The sequence below is a fragment of the Sulfitobacter sp. M39 genome, assembly GCF_021735935.1.
Taxonomy (GTDB): Bacteria; Pseudomonadota; Alphaproteobacteria; order Rhodobacterales; family Rhodobacteraceae; genus Sulfitobacter.
The window spans coordinates 2,486,693-2,504,938 of sequence record NZ_WMDZ01000001.1; the positions used below are offsets into that span (position 1 = coordinate 2,486,693).

Genomic DNA, 18,246 nt, shown 5'->3' on the forward strand with positions numbered 1-18,246 from the left:
CTCCCTTCGATTTTGACATGCTTCCCCTCCCCTAGACCGACTTGCAAAGGCGCTGTGCATGCTGACCTTCACCATTCGTCGACTACTTTTGTCGATACCAACGCTTTTGTTTATCAGCCTGGTAATCTTCCTGCTGTTGCAACTGGCCCCCGGCGATCCGATGGCCCAGGTGCCGCTGACAGTCCCACCAGAGGTAAAACAGAAAATGCGCGAGGCGCTTGGCCTCGGGCAGCCGATCTATGTGCAATATTATAAATGGCTGATCCAGTTTTTCTGGGTTGAACCGCAGGTCTTCATCGACTGGGCCACCCGCGACAGCTTCCTGCTTGGCTGGCTGCCCGACACCAGCCTGTCGACCTTCATTGACCCCGACACAGGTGCTGTGCGTCCTGTACAGCGTGCGATCAGCTGGCAGACCCGCAGCCCAATCATGGATATCGTGATCCAGCGGATGCCGCAGACGCTTTGGGTGGTCGGGCTTAGCTATATCGTGGGCATCCTGATCGCGATCCCGATTGGCATCTATTCGGCCTACCGCCACTATTCGCTATTCGATCAAGCGGGCACCTTTGTCACCATGATCGGCTTTTCGATCCCGCCCTTCTTCACCGGGCCGCTGCTGATCGTGATTTTCTCGGTCTCGCTGGGGTGGTTGCCGTCGATCTATGACACGACCCATGTCGTGACCGACTGGGAGAGTTTCAAATTCCAGTTCATGCAGATGATCATGCCCGTGATGGTGCTGGCGCTGCAAACCACCGCGCAGATCAGCCGCTATATGCGCGGCGCGATGCTGGATAACCTGAACCAGGACTATGTGCGCACCGCCCGCGCCAAGGGGCTGCGCGAAAAATCGGTCGTTCTGGTCCATGTGCTGCGCAACTCGATGATCCCTGTGGTCACGGTGATTGCCCTTGGCATGCCCGCGATCTTTGGCGGCGCGATCATTACCGAGAATGTGTTCAAAGTGAATGGCATCGGGCAGCTGCTGCTGACCGCGCTTTTTGCCAACGACTTGCCGATGGTGATGACGCTGACCTTTATCTTCGCCATCCTCATCGTTCTGTTCAACCTGATTGCCGATGTTCTATACGGCCTGCTTGACCCAAGGATCCGCTATGACTGAGCAAGCCACCCCCGCAAGCCCGATCGAGGCCGACATCGAAGTCTATGGCGCGCTTGTCGATAAAGAGCCGCAAAAGCCGCCACGCAGCCAGTGGATCGACGTCTGGCAGCAGTTCCGCAAACACAAAGGCGCTGTCTTTGGCGGAGGCTTCCTGCTGTTCATCACCCTCGCGGTGCTGTTCGGCCCCTACCTGTGGGACGTGGACCCCAAGGCGCTGGATATTCGCAACAAGAACTGGCGCCCCGTGTATCAACTGCTATTCGACAGCGAGGCCAAGGCCGGTTGGGCACATCCCTTTGGCACCGACCAGCTGGGCCGTGATATCATGGCACAGATGATTGCCGGCGGGCGCGTGTCTATGGCGGTGGGCTGGCTGGCCATGGGACTGGCGCTGGTCATCGGATCGGCCATCGGCGTCATCTCGGGCTATTTCAAACGGCTCGATTTCTGGCTGATGCGCTTTACCGATCTGGTGCTGTCACTGCCGATCCTGCCGCTGACGCTGCTGGCGGTGACCCTGTTCCGCCAACCGCTCAACGCACGGTTTGGCCCCGAAGGCGGGATGTTCATCCTGATCGTCGGCATCATCGGGCTGACGTCGTGGATGCAGACCGCGCGGATTGTGCGCGGCGATATTCTGGCGCTGAAAGAGCGCGAATTCATCCTCGCCGCGCGGTCCATCGGGACGCGGTCGGGCAAGATCATCCGCAAGCACCTGCTGCCCAACGTCATCTCTCCGATCATGGTCTCGGCCACGCTGGGACTGGCGACCGCGATCATCACCGAAAGTGCGCTGAGCTTTCTGGGCGTCGGCTTCCCATCTGACTATCCGACATGGGGCAAGCTCTTGTCCGATGCCGTGTCGCGGATGCAGGAATTCCCCGAGCGGGTGATCCTGCCCGGCGTCGCAATCTCGCTCACCGTGCTGAGCGTGAACTACCTTGGCGACGGGCTACGTGACGCGCTGGATCCGCGGTTGCGCGGACGGTGATCCGGATCGGACCGTAACCTTTTGGGGTTTCTGTCGGGTTTGAGTATTTGAGAAAGGGTGAAGGGGGGCTGCAGCCTCCCTTTGTCGTGGGGCGCAAAAGGCTTGAATTCGGGCGGTTTCCGCGTCAGGGAACTGTCGTGCTGTCGTCAAGGGGATCACGGGGATGTTTGAACAATTCGGTTTTGAGACCACCACACCGCAACAGGCGGCTGTCTGGTTCGCGCTGGCGGTTGGGGTGATTTTTGGCATACTCGGGCAGATCACCAAATTCTGTTTTCGCCGCTCTCTGATTGGCGCGGACCGGCGCGCCGCAAAAGGGGTCTGGCTGACAGCGCTGGCCTTTGCTGTGCTGGGGACACAGGTCGCCGTCGCCACGGGCTGGATCAGCTTTGCCGAACACCGCTTTATGGTGGCGGATGTGCCCTATCTGGCGATTGGCATCGGCGGGCTGCTGTTTGGCGCGGGGATGGTGCTGACGCGGGGCTGTATCTCTCGGCTGACCATTCTGGCAGGCTCCGGCAATTTGCGCGCGGCGTTGGTCGTAGTTGTGTTTGCGGTCGTGGCCCATGCCACGTTGAAAGGCGTGCTGGCCCCGATGCGCGTGGCGCTTGGCAGTATGACCCTTGGGCTTGGCGATTACGTCAGCCTCGCCGCCCTGCCCGGAGGGGTGATGCTGTGGGGCGGGCTGATCGTGGTGGCGGCCCTTGCCGTAGCGCTGCGATCGGGCAACCGCTGGACCCATCTGGTGATGGCGGCGATGATTGGCCTGCTGGTCCCGCTGGCCTGGGTCGGGACGGGGTTTATCCTGTTTGATGAATTTGACCCTATCGCGATGGAAAGCCTGTCGTTCACCTCCCCTTCTGCCGATGCGCTGTTCTGGGTGGTGGCCAGCAGTTCGATCCCCGCAGGCTTTGGCGTCGGGCTTTTGGGGGGCGTGGCCTTGGGGGCCTGCGCGTCGAGCCTGATCTTTGGCGGCTTTGGCTGGCAAAGCTTCGAGACACCCGCCCAGACCGGCCGCTATCTGACTGGAGCAGCGTTGATGGGTGTGGGCGGTGTACTGGCGGGCGGCTGCACGCTGGGGGCCGGATTGTCCGGCGTGCCCACGCTGTCCCTTGCCGCGATCCTTGCGATTGTGATGATCGGTGTCGGCGTGCTGGCGATGCATGCCACCCTGCGCGCCACACCGGCGGGCAGCTGACCCTATTTGATCTTGTGGCGCAGGCGGCGCAGCAGCCCCCAGACCAGCAGCACCACCACCGGGACGGCCATTGCCGTGAGCGTGCCCTTGCTGACCCCGATACGGTCGGCCAGCGGGTAAAGCATATAGCCCACCAGCGACACCGCGTAATAGCTGATCGCGACCACTGACAGCCCTTCGACGGTATGTTGTAGGCGCAGTTGCAGGTCAGAGCGTTTGTCCATGCTGGCCAGTATCGCCTGATTTTGCGCGGATCGTTCCACATCGACCCGTGTCCGTAAAAGCTCGGCCGCGCGGCTGGCGCGGGCGGACATTTTATTCAGCCGTGTTTCCAAGGATGTGACCGTGCGCATCGCAGGCTCGTAGCGGCGCATCATGAATTCATCAAACCCCTGCCGGGCCATGAACCGTGTTTCGCGCAAGGCCCCGATCCGCTGTGCGACGATGGCTTGATACGCCTCTGTCGCGCCCAGACGGTAGGAGGCATCGGCCGAAAGCGCCTCTAGCCCGACAGAGATATCCAGCAGCCGGTGCAGCGTGTCTTCGGCCATGGCAGAGGTGCCTGCCATACCCGCCATCAGATCGTTCAGCTCTGCATCGATGCGGTCCAACTGCCCCGCAAATTCGCGCACCTTAGCAAAGCCGAGCATCGACATGGATTTATAGGTCTCTATCTCGCACAGACGTTGCACGATGCGGCCCAAGCGGCGGCTGCCCGTGCCTTCGCTGGCAAAGACCGCCATGCGCATGTGGCCCGCGGGGTCGATACGGAAATCGCTGGCGATGACGGCAGCATCTTCAAGCACCGATGCCACGGCGAGGCTTTCGGGGACGAACCAGTCTTGCAACGCCTCGGCGATCTGCGCGTCCTGTGGCGGACGGGGCACCAGCCGCAGCAGAATAGAGGTAATCCGCTGCGCGTTCAGGCCCGCGCGCCAATCCTGTGGGAAGACATCGAACTCCGCCGGATCGAAGGCGCGCTGGCCGAGCTGATCCAGAAACACCGTATAGGTAACGAACTCGGTGTGCTGCTCCCACTTGAGCGTATATTTCCCCATCGGGCCGAAATAATGGGTCGCGTCCTCGGCGGGCAATGGCGCACCATAATGGGCCAAGAGATCACGGAGCTGTTGCAGATCGACAGACCGGTCCCGCCGCGCGGCCTCCCCCAATGGGCGCACGGCCAGATAGGCCGCAACATGGGGTGCGGTGAGCGAGGGGAACGGGCGGGCGTGCAGTTCGCTATTGAGCGTATAGCGCAGGGGGTGATCGTCGAGGGCGGGCACGATGCGGGCTTTCTACAAGGGGTCAATCAAAGCAGTCTATCGTGACCACCGCCATTCGCCTAGATATATTTCACATATCTTTCATAGGGTTAACCGTATACCGCGGAATACCGGACCCGTTTCAGAACCGGTTGACCGGTATCTTGAGGTAAGCGTGACCGTCATCTTCCGCCTCCAGCAAGCGCCCTGCCCTAAGGTTCATCTGTAAGACATGCAGCATCCGGTCGGGCAGCGCGAGGGTTTTATCCCGCGCCTCGCGCTGGTCGACGAAGCTTTGCTGCGACACGCCGCCGCCGATATGGGCGTTGTGCCGGCGTTGTTCGGCCACGGTGGATTCCCACATGGGTTGGCGGCGATACTCGGTGCCATAATCATGGCCGATGAACAGGCGCGTGGCGTCCGGCAGGGCAAGGATATCTTGCAGGGTCTGGTAGAGTTCAGCCGCAGTGCCCCCAGGGAAATCGGCGCGTGCAGTGCCCACGTCGGGCTGCATAAAGCTGTCATGCACAAAAGCCGCGTCAGAGCCCACAACATAGGTGATCGACCCCAACGTGTGCCCCGGCGACAGCATCACACGCACGGGCAGCTCGCCGATGGTGAATGTATCGCCATCCTCGAACAGGTGGTCGAAATCGGCGGAGGAATCAAAGGCGTCGGGCATGTTGTAATAGTCGCGCCAGAGCTCTGCGATTTCTCTCACCTTGGCCCCGATGGCATTGGGCTTGTTCAGCCGTTGTTTTAGCACGTTCGAGGCCATCAGATGGTCCGCATGGGGGTGCGTGTCGAGGATCCATTCGATCTCGTAGCCTGCGGCGTCCGCGTGGCGCAGAATGGTGTCGACATGCTGCGTGTCAGTCGCCGCACTTTGTGGGCTGAAGCCCAGAACCACGTCGATCACCGCCGCCTTTGAGGTCGCCGGATCCGCCACCAGATATTGGATGCTGCCGGTATCGTCATCGTAAAAGCCGGTCACTTCGGGGGAACCAGGGCCGGTCGAGGGGCTGGTGCGCGAAAACTTCATATTCAAATCCTCCTATATGACAATTCAACACCCGCCACCGGCTTGAGTTCCCCTGCATCTGCCCCAAAAGCAAAAGGGGCGGCGCATTGCTGCACCGCCCCTTGGCTTGTCGCCTGTCGCGTGATCAGTCGATCAGCGGCAGCAGCTTGTCGAGGCTCGCCTTGGCGTCGCCGTAAAGCATCCGCGTGTTGTCCTTGAAGAACAGCGGGTTCTCGATACCGGAATAGCCTGTCCCCTGCCCGCGCTTGGACACGATGACGTTCTTTGCCTTCCAGCATTCCAGAACCGGCATACCGGCGATGGGGCTGTTGGGGTCGTCCTGTGCGGCAGGGTTCACGATGTCATTGGACCCGATCACGATCGCCACGTCGGTCGACGGGAAATCATCGTTGATCTCGTCCATTTCCATCACGATGTCATAAGGCACTTTGGCCTCGGCCAGCAGCACGTTCATGTGACCCGGCAGACGCCCCGCAACGGGGTGAATGGCGAAACGCACGTTCTTGCCTTTTGCCCGCAGCTTTTTGACCAGCTCGCTCACGGCTTGCTGCGCCTGAGCGACCGCCATGCCGTAACCGGGGATGATGATGACGCTGTCGGCTTCGTTCAGCATGGTGGCCACACCGTCAGTGTCGATTGCAACCTGCTCGCCCTCGACCTCCATCTGCGGACCAGAGGCACCGCCGAAGCCGCCCAGGATCACGCTGACGAACGACCGGTTCATCGCCTTACACATGATGTAAGACAGGATCGCACCAGACGAGCCGACCAGCGCGCCCACGACGATCAGCAGATCGTTGCCAAGGCTGAAACCAATCGCCGCCGCGGCCCAGCCAGAGTAGCTGTTGAGCATCGACACAACCACGGGCATATCCGCGCCGCCGATACCCATGATCAGGTGGTAGCCGATAAACAGCGCCGCGAGGGTCATGATGAACAGCGGCAGGAAACCACCGGTGTTGAAGTACCAGATCAGGCAGAGCAGCGACAGGCCAGCAGCAGAAGCGTTCAGGATGTGACCGCCGGGCAGTTTTGTCGCCGACGTATCCACGCGCCCCGCCAGCTTACCATAGGCGATGACCGACCCGGTAAAGGTGATGGCACCGATGAACACACCAAGGAACAGTTCAACCCGCAGGATCGCGATCTCGACGCTGTCTTTCTTGGCCAGCAGCGCCGCGAACCCTTCGGTCGCTTTGCGGGCGGTGTCATCCATCGCCAGCACGTTGCCCAGTTCGATATGCGCGTTATAGCCGACGAAAACCGCCGCCAGACCCACAAGGCTGTGCATCGCGGCAACCAGTTCGGGCATCTGCGTCATCTGCACTTTTGTCGCCAGTTGATAGCCGATGGCACCGCCACCCGCGATCAGGATCAGCGACAGCAGCCAGAAGCCAGCCCCCGGCCCGATCAATGTCGCAGCCACGGCCAAAGCCATGCCCACGATCCCGTACCATACAGCGCGCTTCGCGCTTTCCTGACCCGACAGCCCGCCAAGGCTGAGGATGAAGAGGATGGCGGCGACTACGTAAGCCGCTGTTGTAAAACCAAAATCCATTTACCTGAACCCTTTACGATTTTTGGAACATGGCAAGCATGCGCCGTGTCACGAGGAAGCCACCAAAGATGTTGATCCCGCACATAAAGACCGACAGCGCGGCCAGAATAATCACCAGGAACGACCCGGACCCGATCTGCATGACCGCCCCCAGAATGATGATCGACGAAATCGCATTGGTCACAGCCATCAGCGGTGTGTGCAGGCTGTGTGCCACACCCCAGATCACCTGGAAGCCGATAAACACGGACAGCACGAATACGATAAAGTGCTGCATAAAGCTGGCCGGCGCGACCAGACCCACCGCCAACAGCAGCACGCCACCGATGGCCAGCAGGCCAACCTGATTGCGTGTTTGTGCCTTGAACGCGGCCACTTCGTTTGCACGTTTCTCTTCCGCTGTCAGTTCCTTGGGCTTGTCCTTCTTCGGAGCCGCCGCAATTGCCGCGACCTTGGGGGGCGGTGGTGGGAAGGTGACTTCCTTGTCATGGGTGATGGTCGCCCCACGGATCACGTCGTCTTCCATGTTGTGGTTGACCACACCGTCTTTTTCCGGCGTCAGATCGGTCATCAGGTGACGGATATTGGTCGCATAAAGCGTCGAGGCCTGCGTTGCCATCCGGCTGGGGAAATCTGTGTAGCCGATGATGGTCACGCCATTCTCGGTCACGATTTTCTCGTCCATCTTGGTCAGCTTGCAGTTGCCGCCCTTTTCCGCCGCCAGATCGACGATCACCGACCCGGGCTTCATCGCTGCGACCATATCTTCGGTCCACAGCTCAGGCGCTTCGCGGTTGGGGATCAGGGCGGTGGTGATGACGATATCGACCTCGGGGGCCAGCTCGCGGAACTTGGCCAGCTGCGCCTCGCGGAATTCAGGCGAGGAAACAGAGGCATAGCCACCGGAGGCAGAGCCGTCCTGCTGCTCTTCCTCGAAATCGAGGTAGACGAATTCAGCCCCCATCGATTCAACCTGTTCGGCCACTTCGGGACGCACGTCAAAGGCTAGCGTGATCGCGCCAAGGGATGTGGACGTCCCGATCGCGGCAAGACCGGCAACACCGGCACCGACAACCAGAACCTTCGCCGGAGGCACCTTGCCCGCCGCCGTGATCTGACCGGTAAAGAAGCGGCCAAAGTTGTTGCCTGCCTCGATCACCGCACGGTAGCCCGCGATGTTAGCCATGGACGACAGCGCATCCATCTTTTGCGCGCGGCTGATCCGGGGGATCATCTCCATCGCGACGACAGTGGTGCCTTTCTCGGCCGCCTCTTTCATCTTGGCTTCATCAGCCACAGGGCTGAAGAAAGAGATCAGCGTCTGGTCAGACCGCATCATCGCCATCTCTTCAGTGTTGGGGACGCGGACCTTGGCCACGACATCCGCCGTCTCCCAAAGCTCGGCCGCCGTGTCGATCACCTCTACGCCGGCTTCGACATATTTATCGTTGGAAAAACCAGCCGCCTCGCCTGCGCCGGCTTCGATCATACAGCTATGACCAAGCTTTTGCAGCTGCAGTGCTGATTCCGGGGTCATCGCTACGCGATTTTCCCCTTCAAATGTTTCTTTTGGCGTCCCGATCTTCAATCCAGAGTCCCCCGTTTGTGCTTCTACGCCCAGTGTGGCGCAATAATATTACCCAGAGCGATAGCGCTTGGGTTCCTATAGTACAAGAGACGGACATAATTAGAACAGCGTTTTGCAGCGTCAATAGCGCTAACAGCCCGATTTTTAGGTTTACGACGTTGCGTGAAAACCCGCGCGCCCTTGCGCCTGCCCCCTGCGGCCGACAGCATGCCCCCCATGATGATCCATTTCATAAGGGAGAGCAGAATGGACCTACAGGGAAAACACGCGCTGATCACGGGCGGCGGTACCGGCATCGGGCTGGACATCGCGCGGGATTTGGCCGCACGGGGCGCACATGTGACCATCACAGGCCGCCGCCAAGAGGTGCTGGACGAGGTCGCAGGCGATAACATGACCGGCATGGCAATGGATGTGCGCAGCGAGGAAGACGTGATCGCCAAGATCGCCGCCGCCGTCAAAGCCCACGGCCCGATCCAGATCTGCATCCCCAACGCCGGCATCGCCGAGGGCAAGGCCGTGCATAAGACCGATATGGAATTCTGGCGCAATATGATGTCGACCAATCTCGACGGTGCTTTTCTGACCATCCGCGAATCGCTGAAGACCATGCGCGACACCGACTGGGGCCGCGTCATCGCGATCTCTTCTATGGCGGGCCTGAAGGGGTTGCCCGGCGCTGCGGCCTATTCGGCGTCGAAACACGGGATGATCGGTTTGGTCAAATCGCTGGCGGCGGATTATCTGGGGCAACCCTATACGTTCAACGCGATCTGCCCCGGCTATGTCGACACGCCCATCGTGACGCGCAATACGGCGTCGATCTCGGAACGTGCTGGTATCTCGGAAGAAAAAGCGCGCGCGATCATGGTCAACTCCAACCCGCACAAGCGTCTGATCGAGGTGTCAGAGGTCACAGCCGCGGCCGCATGGCTCACCGGTCCGGGGTCGCAAAGCATCAACGGCCAATGCATCCAGGTCACCGGCGGCGAGATGTAATCCCCCACCGGTCATGATTTGTTAACTTTGGGGCGGCTAAGGTCGCCCCATGCACAAGATCACATACCCGATAGCCCCGCCCCCAAGCGCCGTCGCTTTTCAAAGCTGCCGCAAACGGTGCCCCCAGCACGCGGGCAAACCGCGCGCGCCGCATTCAAGATCTGCCGCGCCGCCGGATTTCCTCTGGCAGAAGATCGACACGCTGACCGCCCGCTACCTTGCAAGAACTGGCCCACTGCATTTGCCGCGCATCACGCTGTCGGGGTAACCTGTCAGGCGGTTTTCAACATCCGCTGATGCTTGCTGTCGGCCCAGGCTTGCGCCGCCGCACCAAAGCGTTCGAACAGAGGACGCGACACCGGATCATTGCCCGCATCCCATTCGGGGTGCCACTGCACGGCAAGGGTGAACCCCGGCGCGTCCTTGATATATATCGCCTCTGGCGTGCCGTCTTCGGCAAAACCGTCGATCACCACGCGCGGCCCCGCCGCCTTGATCCCCTGCCCGTGCAAGGTATTCGTCCGCACCTTCGGGGCCCCCAAGACCTCGTGGAAGATACCGCCTTGGGTAAAGGTCACATCGTGGCGCAGCTCGAACTTCTGCTCCATCGTGCCATCGGGGGGCATGCGGTGGTTCATACGGCCGGGCAATTCACGGATCTCGGGATAAAGCGTGCCGCCCATAGCGACATTGACCTCTTGGAACCCCCGGCAGACGCCAAAGAAAGGCTGCCCGCGTTCAACGCAGGCGCGCACCAGCCCCAGGGCGATAGCGTCGCGCGCACGGTCAAAGGTGCCATGCGCCTCGGTCGCGGGTTCGCCGTATTCTTCCGGGTGCACATTGGGCCGCCCGCCGGTCAGCAAAAAGCCGTCACAGGTCTCCAACAGTTCTTCCACCGACACAAGCGACGGATCGCTCGGGATGATCAGGGGCAAGCAGCCAGACACCTGCGCCACGGCGATGGTGTTCATCGTGCCGGCGGCGTGGATCGGATATTGATCGTTCAACAGGCTGGTGTTTCCGACAATACCAACAACAGGACGCGCCATATTCAGCCTCAGAGTTTGATTTCGCTCAAAGCCTACCGCGTCCTCAATCCGACCTCAACACCCCAAAGCGGGCGTTATTCCTCGCCTTTCAGCCCTGCCGCTTCGATCCCCGCCAGCGCTGCCTTGACGTCATTGTCCGAGGTATCCCCGGTCACGCCCAGCGCGCCAATCACCACGCCGGCGTCATCGCGCAGCAGCAACCCGCCGGGCACAGGCACCACCGCCCCGCCGTACACACCGTTCACTGCCGCCATGAAATAGGCCTGCTGTTCGGCCCGCGCCATCTGCGCGCGCCCTGCCATCCCCAGCATCACCGCGCCATAGGCTTTGCCGTGGGCGATTCCGAAACGTCCCGGTGCGGCACCGTCTTCCCGCTCGAAGGCTTGCACGTGGCCGCCCGCATCAAGCACCACTGCCGACAAGGGCTTCAGCCCCAGCTCATGCCCCTTCTTGAACGTCTCGGCGATCATCCTGCGCGCCTGCTCTAATGTGACTGCCATGCTATCCTCACTGTTACTTCATTTTGCCAACTAAACTCCGGGGAGCGCGAGGGGCTGGCCCCTCGCCCTTTCCGAAACTTCAAACTCAGCCCTGCGCGGCTTTCAGCTCCAACCGGCGGGCATGCAGGACAGGTTCGGTATAGCCCGAAGGCTGCACGCGCCCTTTCAGCACCAGATCGCTGGCGGCTTGAAAGGCGGTGCCGTCAAAACCCGGTGCCATAGGCTGGTAAAGCGGATCGCCCGCATTCTGCCGGTCCACGACAGCGGCCATCTTCCTGAGCGCCGCCGTCACCTGCTCTTGCGAGATCACCCCGTGGTGCAACCAGTTCGCCAGCGCCTGAGCCGAGATGCGGCAGGTCGCGCGGTCTTCCATCAGGCCGACGTCATGGATGTCTGGCACCTTCGAGCACCCAACACCCTGATCGACCCATCGCACAACATAGCCAAGGATGCCTTGGGCGTTGTTCTCAACCTCCTGCGCGATATCCGCGTCCGACAGGTTACGCCCGTCAAGTACCGGAATGGTCAGCAGATCGGCCAGCGTGCCACGGGCCCCACCCTGTTTGATCTCGTCCTGACGCGCCAACACGTCGATTTTGTGGTAGTGCATCGCGTGCAGTGTGGCGGCCGTGGGCGACGGCACCCAAGCGCAGTTCGCACCCGCCTTGGGGTGACCGATCTTGGCCTCAAGCATCGCCTCCATCAGGTCGGGCATGGCCCACATGCCCTTGCCGATCTGGGCGCGTCCCTGCAGCCCGCAGGCCAGACCGATATCAACGTTACGATCCTCATAGGCGCTGATCCAGGGGGCGTTTTTCATCTCGCCCTTGGGCACCATCGGCCCTGCCTCCATAGAGGTGTGGATCTCGTCGCCGGTCCGATCAAGGAAGCCGGTGTTGATGAACGCGACACGAGATTTGGCCGCGCGGATACACTCCGCGAGGTTGACCGAGGTGCGGCGCTCTTCATCCATGATGCCCAGCTTGACCGTATTGGCAGGCAGACCCAGCACGGTTTCCACGCGGGTGAATATCTCATCGGCAAAGGCCACTTCCTCGGGCCCGTGCATCTTGGGCTTGACCACATAGACCGATCCCGCCACCGAGTTGCGCATGCCTTGGGTCTTTTGCAGATCGTGCATCGCGACCAGCGTGGTGACCATCGCATCCATCAGCCCTTCGCCAATCTCGCGCCCGTCGCGGTCCAGAATGGCGGGGTTGGTCATCAGGTGGCCGACATTGCGCACCAGCATCAACGACCGCCCCTTGATCGTCAGCGCGCTGCCATCGGGCGCGGCATAGTGGCGATCCCCGTGCATCTCGCGCGTGACCTGCTGGCCGCCCTTCTCGAAGGTTTCCGACAGATCGCCTTTCATCAGCCCCAACCAGTTACCATAGGCCACGACCTTGTCCTCGGCGTCCACAGCAGCAACGCTGTCTTCACAATCCATGATCGTGGACATCGCAGATTCCAGCAGCACATCCGCCACGCCTGCCGGATCGGTCTTGCCAATATTATGCGCGGCGTCGATCCGGATTTCGATGTGCAGCCCGTTGTTGCGCAGCAAGATCGCCTCGGGCGCGGCTGCGTCCCCACGGTAGCCGACAAACTGCGCCCGATCTTTCAACGCAGGTGTCAGCGCGCCGTCAACCACGGCATACCCCGTTACATCCGCGTGGCTGCCAGAGCTAAGCGGGGCCGCGTCATCCAGAAACGCCTTGGCCTGCGCCACGACCCGTGCACCACGGTCCGCATCGTATCCCTTGCCCTGCGGCAGATCACCCAAAGCGTCGGTGCCGTAATAGGCGTCATACAGGCTGCCCCACCGCGCATTGGCGGCGTTCAGCGCAAAGCGGGCGTTGGTGATCGGCACCACCAGCTGCGGGCCGGGCACCTGTGCGATTTCAGGGTCGACGCCTTTTGTGTCAATCTCGAACGCGGGGCCTTCGGGCACCAGATACCCGATCTCGCGCAGAAAGCTTGTGTAGGCGTCCGCATCATGAGGCTGGCCGGCACGTTCTTTGTGCCAGCTGTCGATCTTGGCCTGCATGTTTTCGCGGGTCTGCAACAGCGCGCGGTTCTTGGGGCCAAGGTCATGCACCAGATCGCTGAGCCCCGCCCAGAACGTTCCCGCATCGATGCCGGTGCCGGGCAGTGCTGCACCCTCGATAAAATCAACCATTTCGGCGGCAACCTGAAGGCCGTTTTTGTCGGTACGCTGTGTCATCTCATAGCTCCTGTCGCTCGCGTGGGATTTGCGTTGCGACAAGACTTAGAAGGTATCCCCCTGTGGAGCAACATGTATTGGTAAAAACATCTTACCAATGCAGCCCCTACTGAGCGTCAGCGGCCCCCCGCGCCCTGCGGCATCGGTCAGAGCAGTATTTCACCGCCTCCCAATCGCGCGCCCATTTGCGCCGCCAGCTAAAGGGCAGCCCGCAGCTTTGGCATGTCTTGGTCGGCAGATCTGATTTTTTGCGCATTTTCGCCATTGCGCATACCCCCCCGGGAAATCCCTACAATCATAAAAAACGGCAGGCCTTGTTGCCAAAGCCTGCCGTCCAAATCATTAAATCTTCAATCGTTAAAAGCGCTTATAAAACTCAGTTGCTTTCATTTGTCCCCGGTGCGACGGGATCAACAGGCGCTGCGTTTGTGTCATCCGCCTGTGTCGTGCCGCTGGCGTCCTCGTCGGTCACCGCGGGGACGGTGCTGTCAGTGGTAATCTCTTGTGTACCTTCTTCGGCGGCGGGCTGACGGTCTTCGCGGCCGTTATCAATGAGCACGAAACCAAGGATAGCCGTGATCACGATGCCGAAAATCATCGCGCCTTTAACGCCAAGAAGCGCGGGTTTGTGCCGTTTCTTTTGCTTGTCGATATTTGTGTCGGGTGCAGACATGATGCCCTCCGATGGGTTCGGTGATTGTTGAGCTTCTTAGGTGGCGACCTTGCAGGTGCCGTGTTGCAAGACTAACTTGAGCGCCGGACATCTGGTTCCAAACAGAAGGAAAAAACATGCGCGACGCTGCCCCCCAGACGATATATCTGGCCGACTACACGCCTTATGGCTTTATCATCGACGATGTCGCGCTGCATTTCGATCTGGACCCGCGCAAGACCCGCGTCAAAAGCCGTATCTCCTTTCGCCCCAACCCCGATGCAAGCGACCACACGTTCTTTCTGCACGGGGAGAACCTGTCGCTCGTGTCGGCCATGATTGACGGCACGCCCGTCTCGCCCGAGGTGACGCCCCAGGGGCTGACCTGCGCTGTGCCAAACGCGCCCTTCGTCTGGGAAGCGGAGGTAGAGATCGACCCGATGGGCAACACCGCGCTTGAGGGGCTTTATATGTCGAACGGCATGTATTGCACCCAATGCGAGGCGGAAGGCTTTCGCAAGATCACCTATTACCCCGACCGCCCCGATGTGATGGCGGTGTTTACCGTGACCATCAACGGACCACACCCAGTATTGCTGTCCAACGGCAACCCCGTCAGCAGCGGCAAGGATACCGCCGAATGGCATGATCCCTGGCCCAAGCCTGCCTACCTGTTTGCTCTGGTCGCGGGCGATCTGGTCGCACATCCCGGCAGCTTCACCACGAAATCAGGCCGCAAGGTTGACCTGAACCTCTATGTGCGCCCCGGTGACGAAGGCAAATGCGCCTTTGGCATGCAGGCACTGAAAGACAGTATGAAATGGGACGAAGAGGTTTATGGCCGTGAATACGACCTTGATCTGTTCAACATCGTCGCTGTGGATGACTTCAACATGGGCGCGATGGAGAATAAGGGGCTGAACATCTTCAACTCCTCCGCCGTTCTCGCGTCGCCTGAAACCTCGACCGATATGAACTTTGAACGGATCGAGGCGATTATCGCGCATGAGTATTTTCACAACTGGACCGGCAACCGCATCACCTGCCGTGATTGGTTTCAGCTGTGCCTGAAGGAAGGGCTGACGGTCTATCGCGACAGCCAGTTCACCTCTGACATGCGGTCTGCCGCGGTGAAGCGGATCGGCGACGTGATCGACCTGCGCGCCCGCCAGTTCCCCGAGGACCAAGGCCCGCTGGCCCACCCCGTGCGCCCCGAGAGCTTTCAGGAAATCAACAACTTCTACACCGCCACGGTCTATGAAAAAGGGGCCGAGGTGATTGGCATGCTCAAGCTGCTGGTGGGGGACGCGGCGTATTCAGCGGCGCTTGACCTCTATTTCGATCGCCACGACGGGCAGGCTTGCACCATCGAAGACTGGCTACAGGTTTTCGAGGATACAACAGGCCGCGATCTGCGGCAGTTCAAACGCTGGTATTCCCAAGCGGGCACGCCGCAGCTGTCGGTCACCGAAAGCTGGGACCACGGCACATTGACCTTGCATTTCAAGCAACACACCCCCGCCAGTGCGGCCACCGCCGACCCGCGGGCCTATGTGCTGCCGATCGCTGTCGGGCTGATCGGTCAGGACGGGGACGAGGTGCACGAGACCACGGTGCTGGAAATGACACAGGCCGAACAAAGCTTTGTCTTTGACGATCTGGGGACGCGGCCTGTGGCATCCGTGCTGCGCGGCTTCTCTGCGCCGGTGGTGCTGACCCAAGACCTGTCGGACGCAGACCGCGCGCATCTGCTGGCCCATGACACCGATCCGTTCAACCGTTGGGAACAGGGGCGCATGCTGGCCTATGGGTCGCTGCTTGGGATGATCCGCGAGGGCAAGGCCCCGAATAAGGATTGGCTAGCCGGTATCCGCGCGGTGATCGGGGATGAGACCCTTGATCCGGCGTATCGCGCGCTGATGCTGGGGCTGCCGTCGCAATCCGATCTGGCACGGGCGTTATCAGAGGCCGGCGACACCCCAGACCCCGACATCATCTATGCCGCGACCGAGGCGACCCGCGCCGCAATGGCCGACGCTTTTGCCGATCTGTTGCCGACGCTCTACCGCCGTCACACCGTCGACGCCCCATTTGATCCAAACGCTAAACAGGCGGGCAAGCGCGCCTTGTCCAATGCCGCCCTGTCGCTGCTGACGCGCAATGACGACGGCGTGCTCGCGCAAGAGCAATATGACGCGGCCGACAATATGACCCAGCAGCTTTCCGCGCTGGCCAATCTGGTCCGCGCCGGTCGCGGCAACAAGGCTGTCGAGGCCTTCGAGGCACAGTGGAAAGCGGACCGTCTGGTGATGGACAAATGGTTCGGCCTGCAGGTGATGGAAGCCGACCCCGAAGACGCCCACGAGGTGGTCGAGACGCTGACCAAACACCCTGACTTCAACTGGAAGAACCCCAACCGCTTCCGCGCTGTGCTGGGGGCCTTTGCTGCGCATCACGCGGGCTTCCACCATGCCTCGGGCGCGGGCTACCGTCTGCTTGCCGATTGGCTGATCCAGCTTGATCCGGTGAACCCGCAGACCACTGCGCGGATGTGTTCGGCCTTCCAGACATGGAAACGCTATGACGCTGACCGTCAGAACATGATCAAGGCAGAGCTGGACCGCATCCTGTCGCAGCCCGGCCTGTCGCGTGACACGACCGAAATGCTGACACGTATCCGCGGTGCATGACGCTGCCGAAGGTGTCCCGTCGCGGGGCACCTTCCACCACCGCCGAGCGGGTCGCAGCCTTTGGACGGCATTGGTGGTCGCGGCTGTCTGGCTGGCGCTGATCGCTGCCTATGTCGTGATTGAAGCGTCCCCGATGATAGTGGCGATCGTCGCCCTCTTTACCCTGCCCGCGCTATGGGAACTTGCGACGAACCCCATCGCCCGGCTGAGCCTCTCCCCGCAGGTGCTGGTCTGGCAGCGGGGCAAGGATAAGGTCACCATCCCGCTCAACACAATCGACCACATCCGCCTTGATACGCGGGTGGACCTCTCTGTACGCGCGACGGTGGTGCTGCGCTCGGGGCAACGGTTGCGTGTTCCCCCCGATGCCATGCCACCGCACCGCCCGTTCGAGTACGCGCTGCACGCCGCGGGCGTCCCCACGCGGCGGCACCACTTTAGCCTGCGCGGCTAGGCCGGCCACGGGCGGCGCGTTCAGGGGCGCGGCTTGGGGCGCGTCGCATCCAGTGGTTTGCAATAGGCCTGCTGCTTCAGCCAGCGTGACATGTCCCGACGTTTCGCAGGGCTGCGCAATGGGCCCCAATCCGCAGCGACACCGCGCCCGCCGCGGCCATAGATCACCCCGTCACGGGGCACGGTGACCGCCATGATCCGCACCGCACAGCTGAGGTTCGCGGCCCCGTTCTGCAACCCCGCGCCCGTGCCGACGTTGCAGCCATAGCCGCGTGCGGTGGCAGGCAGGATCTGCAGCAGCCCGTACCACAGACCGCCACCCCCGACCGCGCGGGCCTTATAGGTGCTTTCGTGTTTCGCCAGCGCCGACATAAAACCGACCCAGAACGCCCTGCGGTCCGCGTCCGAGGCCGTGGGATAGGCCGGGCACCAGTCGTTGATGTCGGCGGGCACCATATCAACCAAGGGCTTGCCGTGGGACTTGAGCGCGGACAGCGCCGTGCGCGTCCAGACCGCATGCCCGCGCCGGTGCTGCCACCTTGTGCGCGGGATCACCCCATTGCGCGCAGGCGGCGAGACCTCGTAAAGATTGATCGGCGCGGCGGTCGCAAGGTCGGGGCCCGCTGTGCCACCCTCTCCGGGCAATGCGGGCGCGGGCTCGATCGGCGCGGCGGCGGGCGTTTCGGTCTCGGCAGGATCGGGGACCGCGCTGCGGGCGACCGGGCGCAGGACATTCACCGTTTCGGCCGCCAGCGGCGGTGCCACGCCGCCGGACAAAAGCGCGATCATCACCGGTGCAAGAATCACCCGCCCCAGGCTACCGCGCCGCACCCCTTTGCAATGTGCTGCTATCTTTGCTGACATCCCTAGTCCCCCACTCGTATTCGCGCACAACATAGCGTGTTTCG

The 18,246-nt window shown here is 61.4% G+C and carries 17 protein-coding genes; 7 read left to right on the forward strand and 10 right to left on the reverse strand.

The genetic code is table 11. The annotated features are described in order from the left end of the window. The first annotated feature begins 58 nt into the window (after window positions 1-58). From GLP43_RS12015 to GLP43_RS12025, 3 genes are all read left to right on the forward strand, one after another. Complete coding sequence (locus GLP43_RS12015; protein WP_009824889.1) at window positions 59-1,126, forward strand: ABC transporter permease; 1,068 nt, start codon at window positions 59-61, stop codon at window positions 1,124-1,126. After that, window positions 1,119-2,117, forward strand: coding sequence for an ABC transporter permease (locus tag GLP43_RS12020; RefSeq protein ID WP_237279490.1), 999 nt, complete (start codon window positions 1,119-1,121; stop codon window positions 2,115-2,117). Before GLP43_RS12015 ends, GLP43_RS12020 begins: the two co-directional genes overlap by 8 nt. Before the next feature lie 163 nt (window positions 2,118-2,280). Continuing rightward, window positions 2,281-3,315 carry a YeeE/YedE family protein gene (locus tag GLP43_RS12025; protein WP_237279491.1) on the forward strand — a complete coding sequence of 345 codons (1,035 nt, stop codon included), beginning with the start codon at window positions 2,281-2,283 and terminating at the stop codon, window positions 3,313-3,315. Window positions 3,316-3,317: 2 nt separating this feature from the next. On the opposite strand, the gene GLP43_RS12030 is transcribed toward GLP43_RS12025, so the two are convergent. From GLP43_RS12030 to GLP43_RS12045, 4 genes are all read right to left on the reverse strand, one after another. Next, entirely contained in the window at window positions 3,318-4,601 is a 1,284-nt protein-coding gene (locus GLP43_RS12030) for a DUF3422 family protein (protein ID WP_237279492.1), read from the reverse strand. Window positions 4,602-4,722: 121 nt separating this feature from the next. Further along, window positions 4,723-5,622, reverse strand: coding sequence for an MBL fold metallo-hydrolase (locus GLP43_RS12035; RefSeq protein ID WP_237279493.1), 900 nt, complete (start codon window positions 5,620-5,622; stop codon window positions 4,723-4,725). A gap of 124 nt (window positions 5,623-5,746) precedes the next feature. After that, on the reverse strand, window positions 5,747-7,180 hold the full coding sequence (locus GLP43_RS12040; RefSeq protein ID WP_237279494.1) for an NAD(P)(+) transhydrogenase (Re/Si-specific) subunit beta: 1,434 nt from the start codon (window positions 7,178-7,180) through the stop codon (window positions 5,747-5,749). Window positions 7,181-7,193: 13 nt separating this feature from the next. Continuing rightward, window positions 7,194-8,768, reverse strand: coding sequence for a Re/Si-specific NAD(P)(+) transhydrogenase subunit alpha (locus GLP43_RS12045; protein ID WP_237279495.1), 1,575 nt, complete (start codon window positions 8,766-8,768; stop codon window positions 7,194-7,196). Window positions 8,769-9,014: 246 nt separating this feature from the next. On the opposite strand from GLP43_RS12045, the gene GLP43_RS12050 reads away from it, so the two are divergent. Both GLP43_RS12050 and GLP43_RS12055 read left to right on the forward strand, forming a co-directional pair. Then, the gene (locus GLP43_RS12050; protein ID WP_237279496.1) at window positions 9,015-9,767 is read left to right on the forward strand and encodes an SDR family NAD(P)-dependent oxidoreductase; all 753 of its coding nucleotides are present in this window, start codon (window positions 9,015-9,017) and stop codon (window positions 9,765-9,767) included. A 49-nt stretch (window positions 9,768-9,816) separates the two neighbouring features. Further along, the gene (locus GLP43_RS12055; protein ID WP_237279497.1) at window positions 9,817-10,035 is read left to right on the forward strand and encodes a hypothetical protein; all 219 of its coding nucleotides are present in this window, start codon (window positions 9,817-9,819) and stop codon (window positions 10,033-10,035) included. Between the two features lie 4 nt (window positions 10,036-10,039). On the opposite strand, the gene GLP43_RS12060 is transcribed toward GLP43_RS12055, so the two are convergent. The 5 genes from GLP43_RS12060 to GLP43_RS12080 form a co-directional block, all read right to left on the reverse strand. Continuing rightward, on the reverse strand, window positions 10,040-10,816 hold the full coding sequence (locus GLP43_RS12060) for a gamma-glutamyl-gamma-aminobutyrate hydrolase family protein (RefSeq protein WP_237279498.1): 777 nt from the start codon (window positions 10,814-10,816) through the stop codon (window positions 10,040-10,042). Between the two features lie 74 nt (window positions 10,817-10,890). Then, complete coding sequence (locus GLP43_RS12065) at window positions 10,891-11,316, reverse strand: GlcG/HbpS family heme-binding protein (RefSeq protein ID WP_237279499.1); 426 nt, start codon at window positions 11,314-11,316, stop codon at window positions 10,891-10,893. Window positions 11,317-11,401: 85 nt separating this feature from the next. Continuing rightward, on the reverse strand, window positions 11,402-13,543 hold the full coding sequence (locus tag GLP43_RS12070; RefSeq protein WP_237279500.1) for a malate synthase G: 2,142 nt from the start codon (window positions 13,541-13,543) through the stop codon (window positions 11,402-11,404). 106 nt (window positions 13,544-13,649) lie between these two features. Next, window positions 13,650-13,808 carry a DUF2256 domain-containing protein gene (locus GLP43_RS12075; protein ID WP_237279501.1) on the reverse strand — a complete coding sequence of 53 codons (159 nt, stop codon included), beginning with the start codon at window positions 13,806-13,808 and terminating at the stop codon, window positions 13,650-13,652. A 111-nt stretch (window positions 13,809-13,919) separates the two neighbouring features. Next, window positions 13,920-14,216 carry a hypothetical protein gene (locus GLP43_RS12080; RefSeq protein WP_237279502.1) on the reverse strand — a complete coding sequence of 99 codons (297 nt, stop codon included), beginning with the start codon at window positions 14,214-14,216 and terminating at the stop codon, window positions 13,920-13,922. A gap of 116 nt (window positions 14,217-14,332) precedes the next feature. On the opposite strand from GLP43_RS12080, the gene pepN reads away from it, so the two are divergent. Then, on the forward strand, window positions 14,333-16,885 hold the full coding sequence (gene pepN / locus GLP43_RS12085; RefSeq protein ID WP_237279503.1) for an aminopeptidase N: 2,553 nt from the start codon (window positions 14,333-14,335) through the stop codon (window positions 16,883-16,885). Continuing rightward, window positions 16,878-17,339: a hypothetical protein gene (locus GLP43_RS12090; protein WP_237279504.1), complete on the forward strand. Its 462-nt coding sequence runs from the start codon at window positions 16,878-16,880 to the stop codon at window positions 17,337-17,339. The genes pepN and GLP43_RS12090 overlap by 8 nt, the downstream gene beginning before the upstream one ends. A 20-nt stretch (window positions 17,340-17,359) precedes the next feature. On the opposite strand, the gene GLP43_RS12095 is transcribed toward GLP43_RS12090, so the two are convergent. Further along, window positions 17,360-18,202, reverse strand: coding sequence for a transglycosylase SLT domain-containing protein (locus tag GLP43_RS12095; protein WP_237279505.1), 843 nt, complete (start codon window positions 18,200-18,202; stop codon window positions 17,360-17,362). Window positions 18,203-18,246 lie beyond the last annotated feature (44 nt).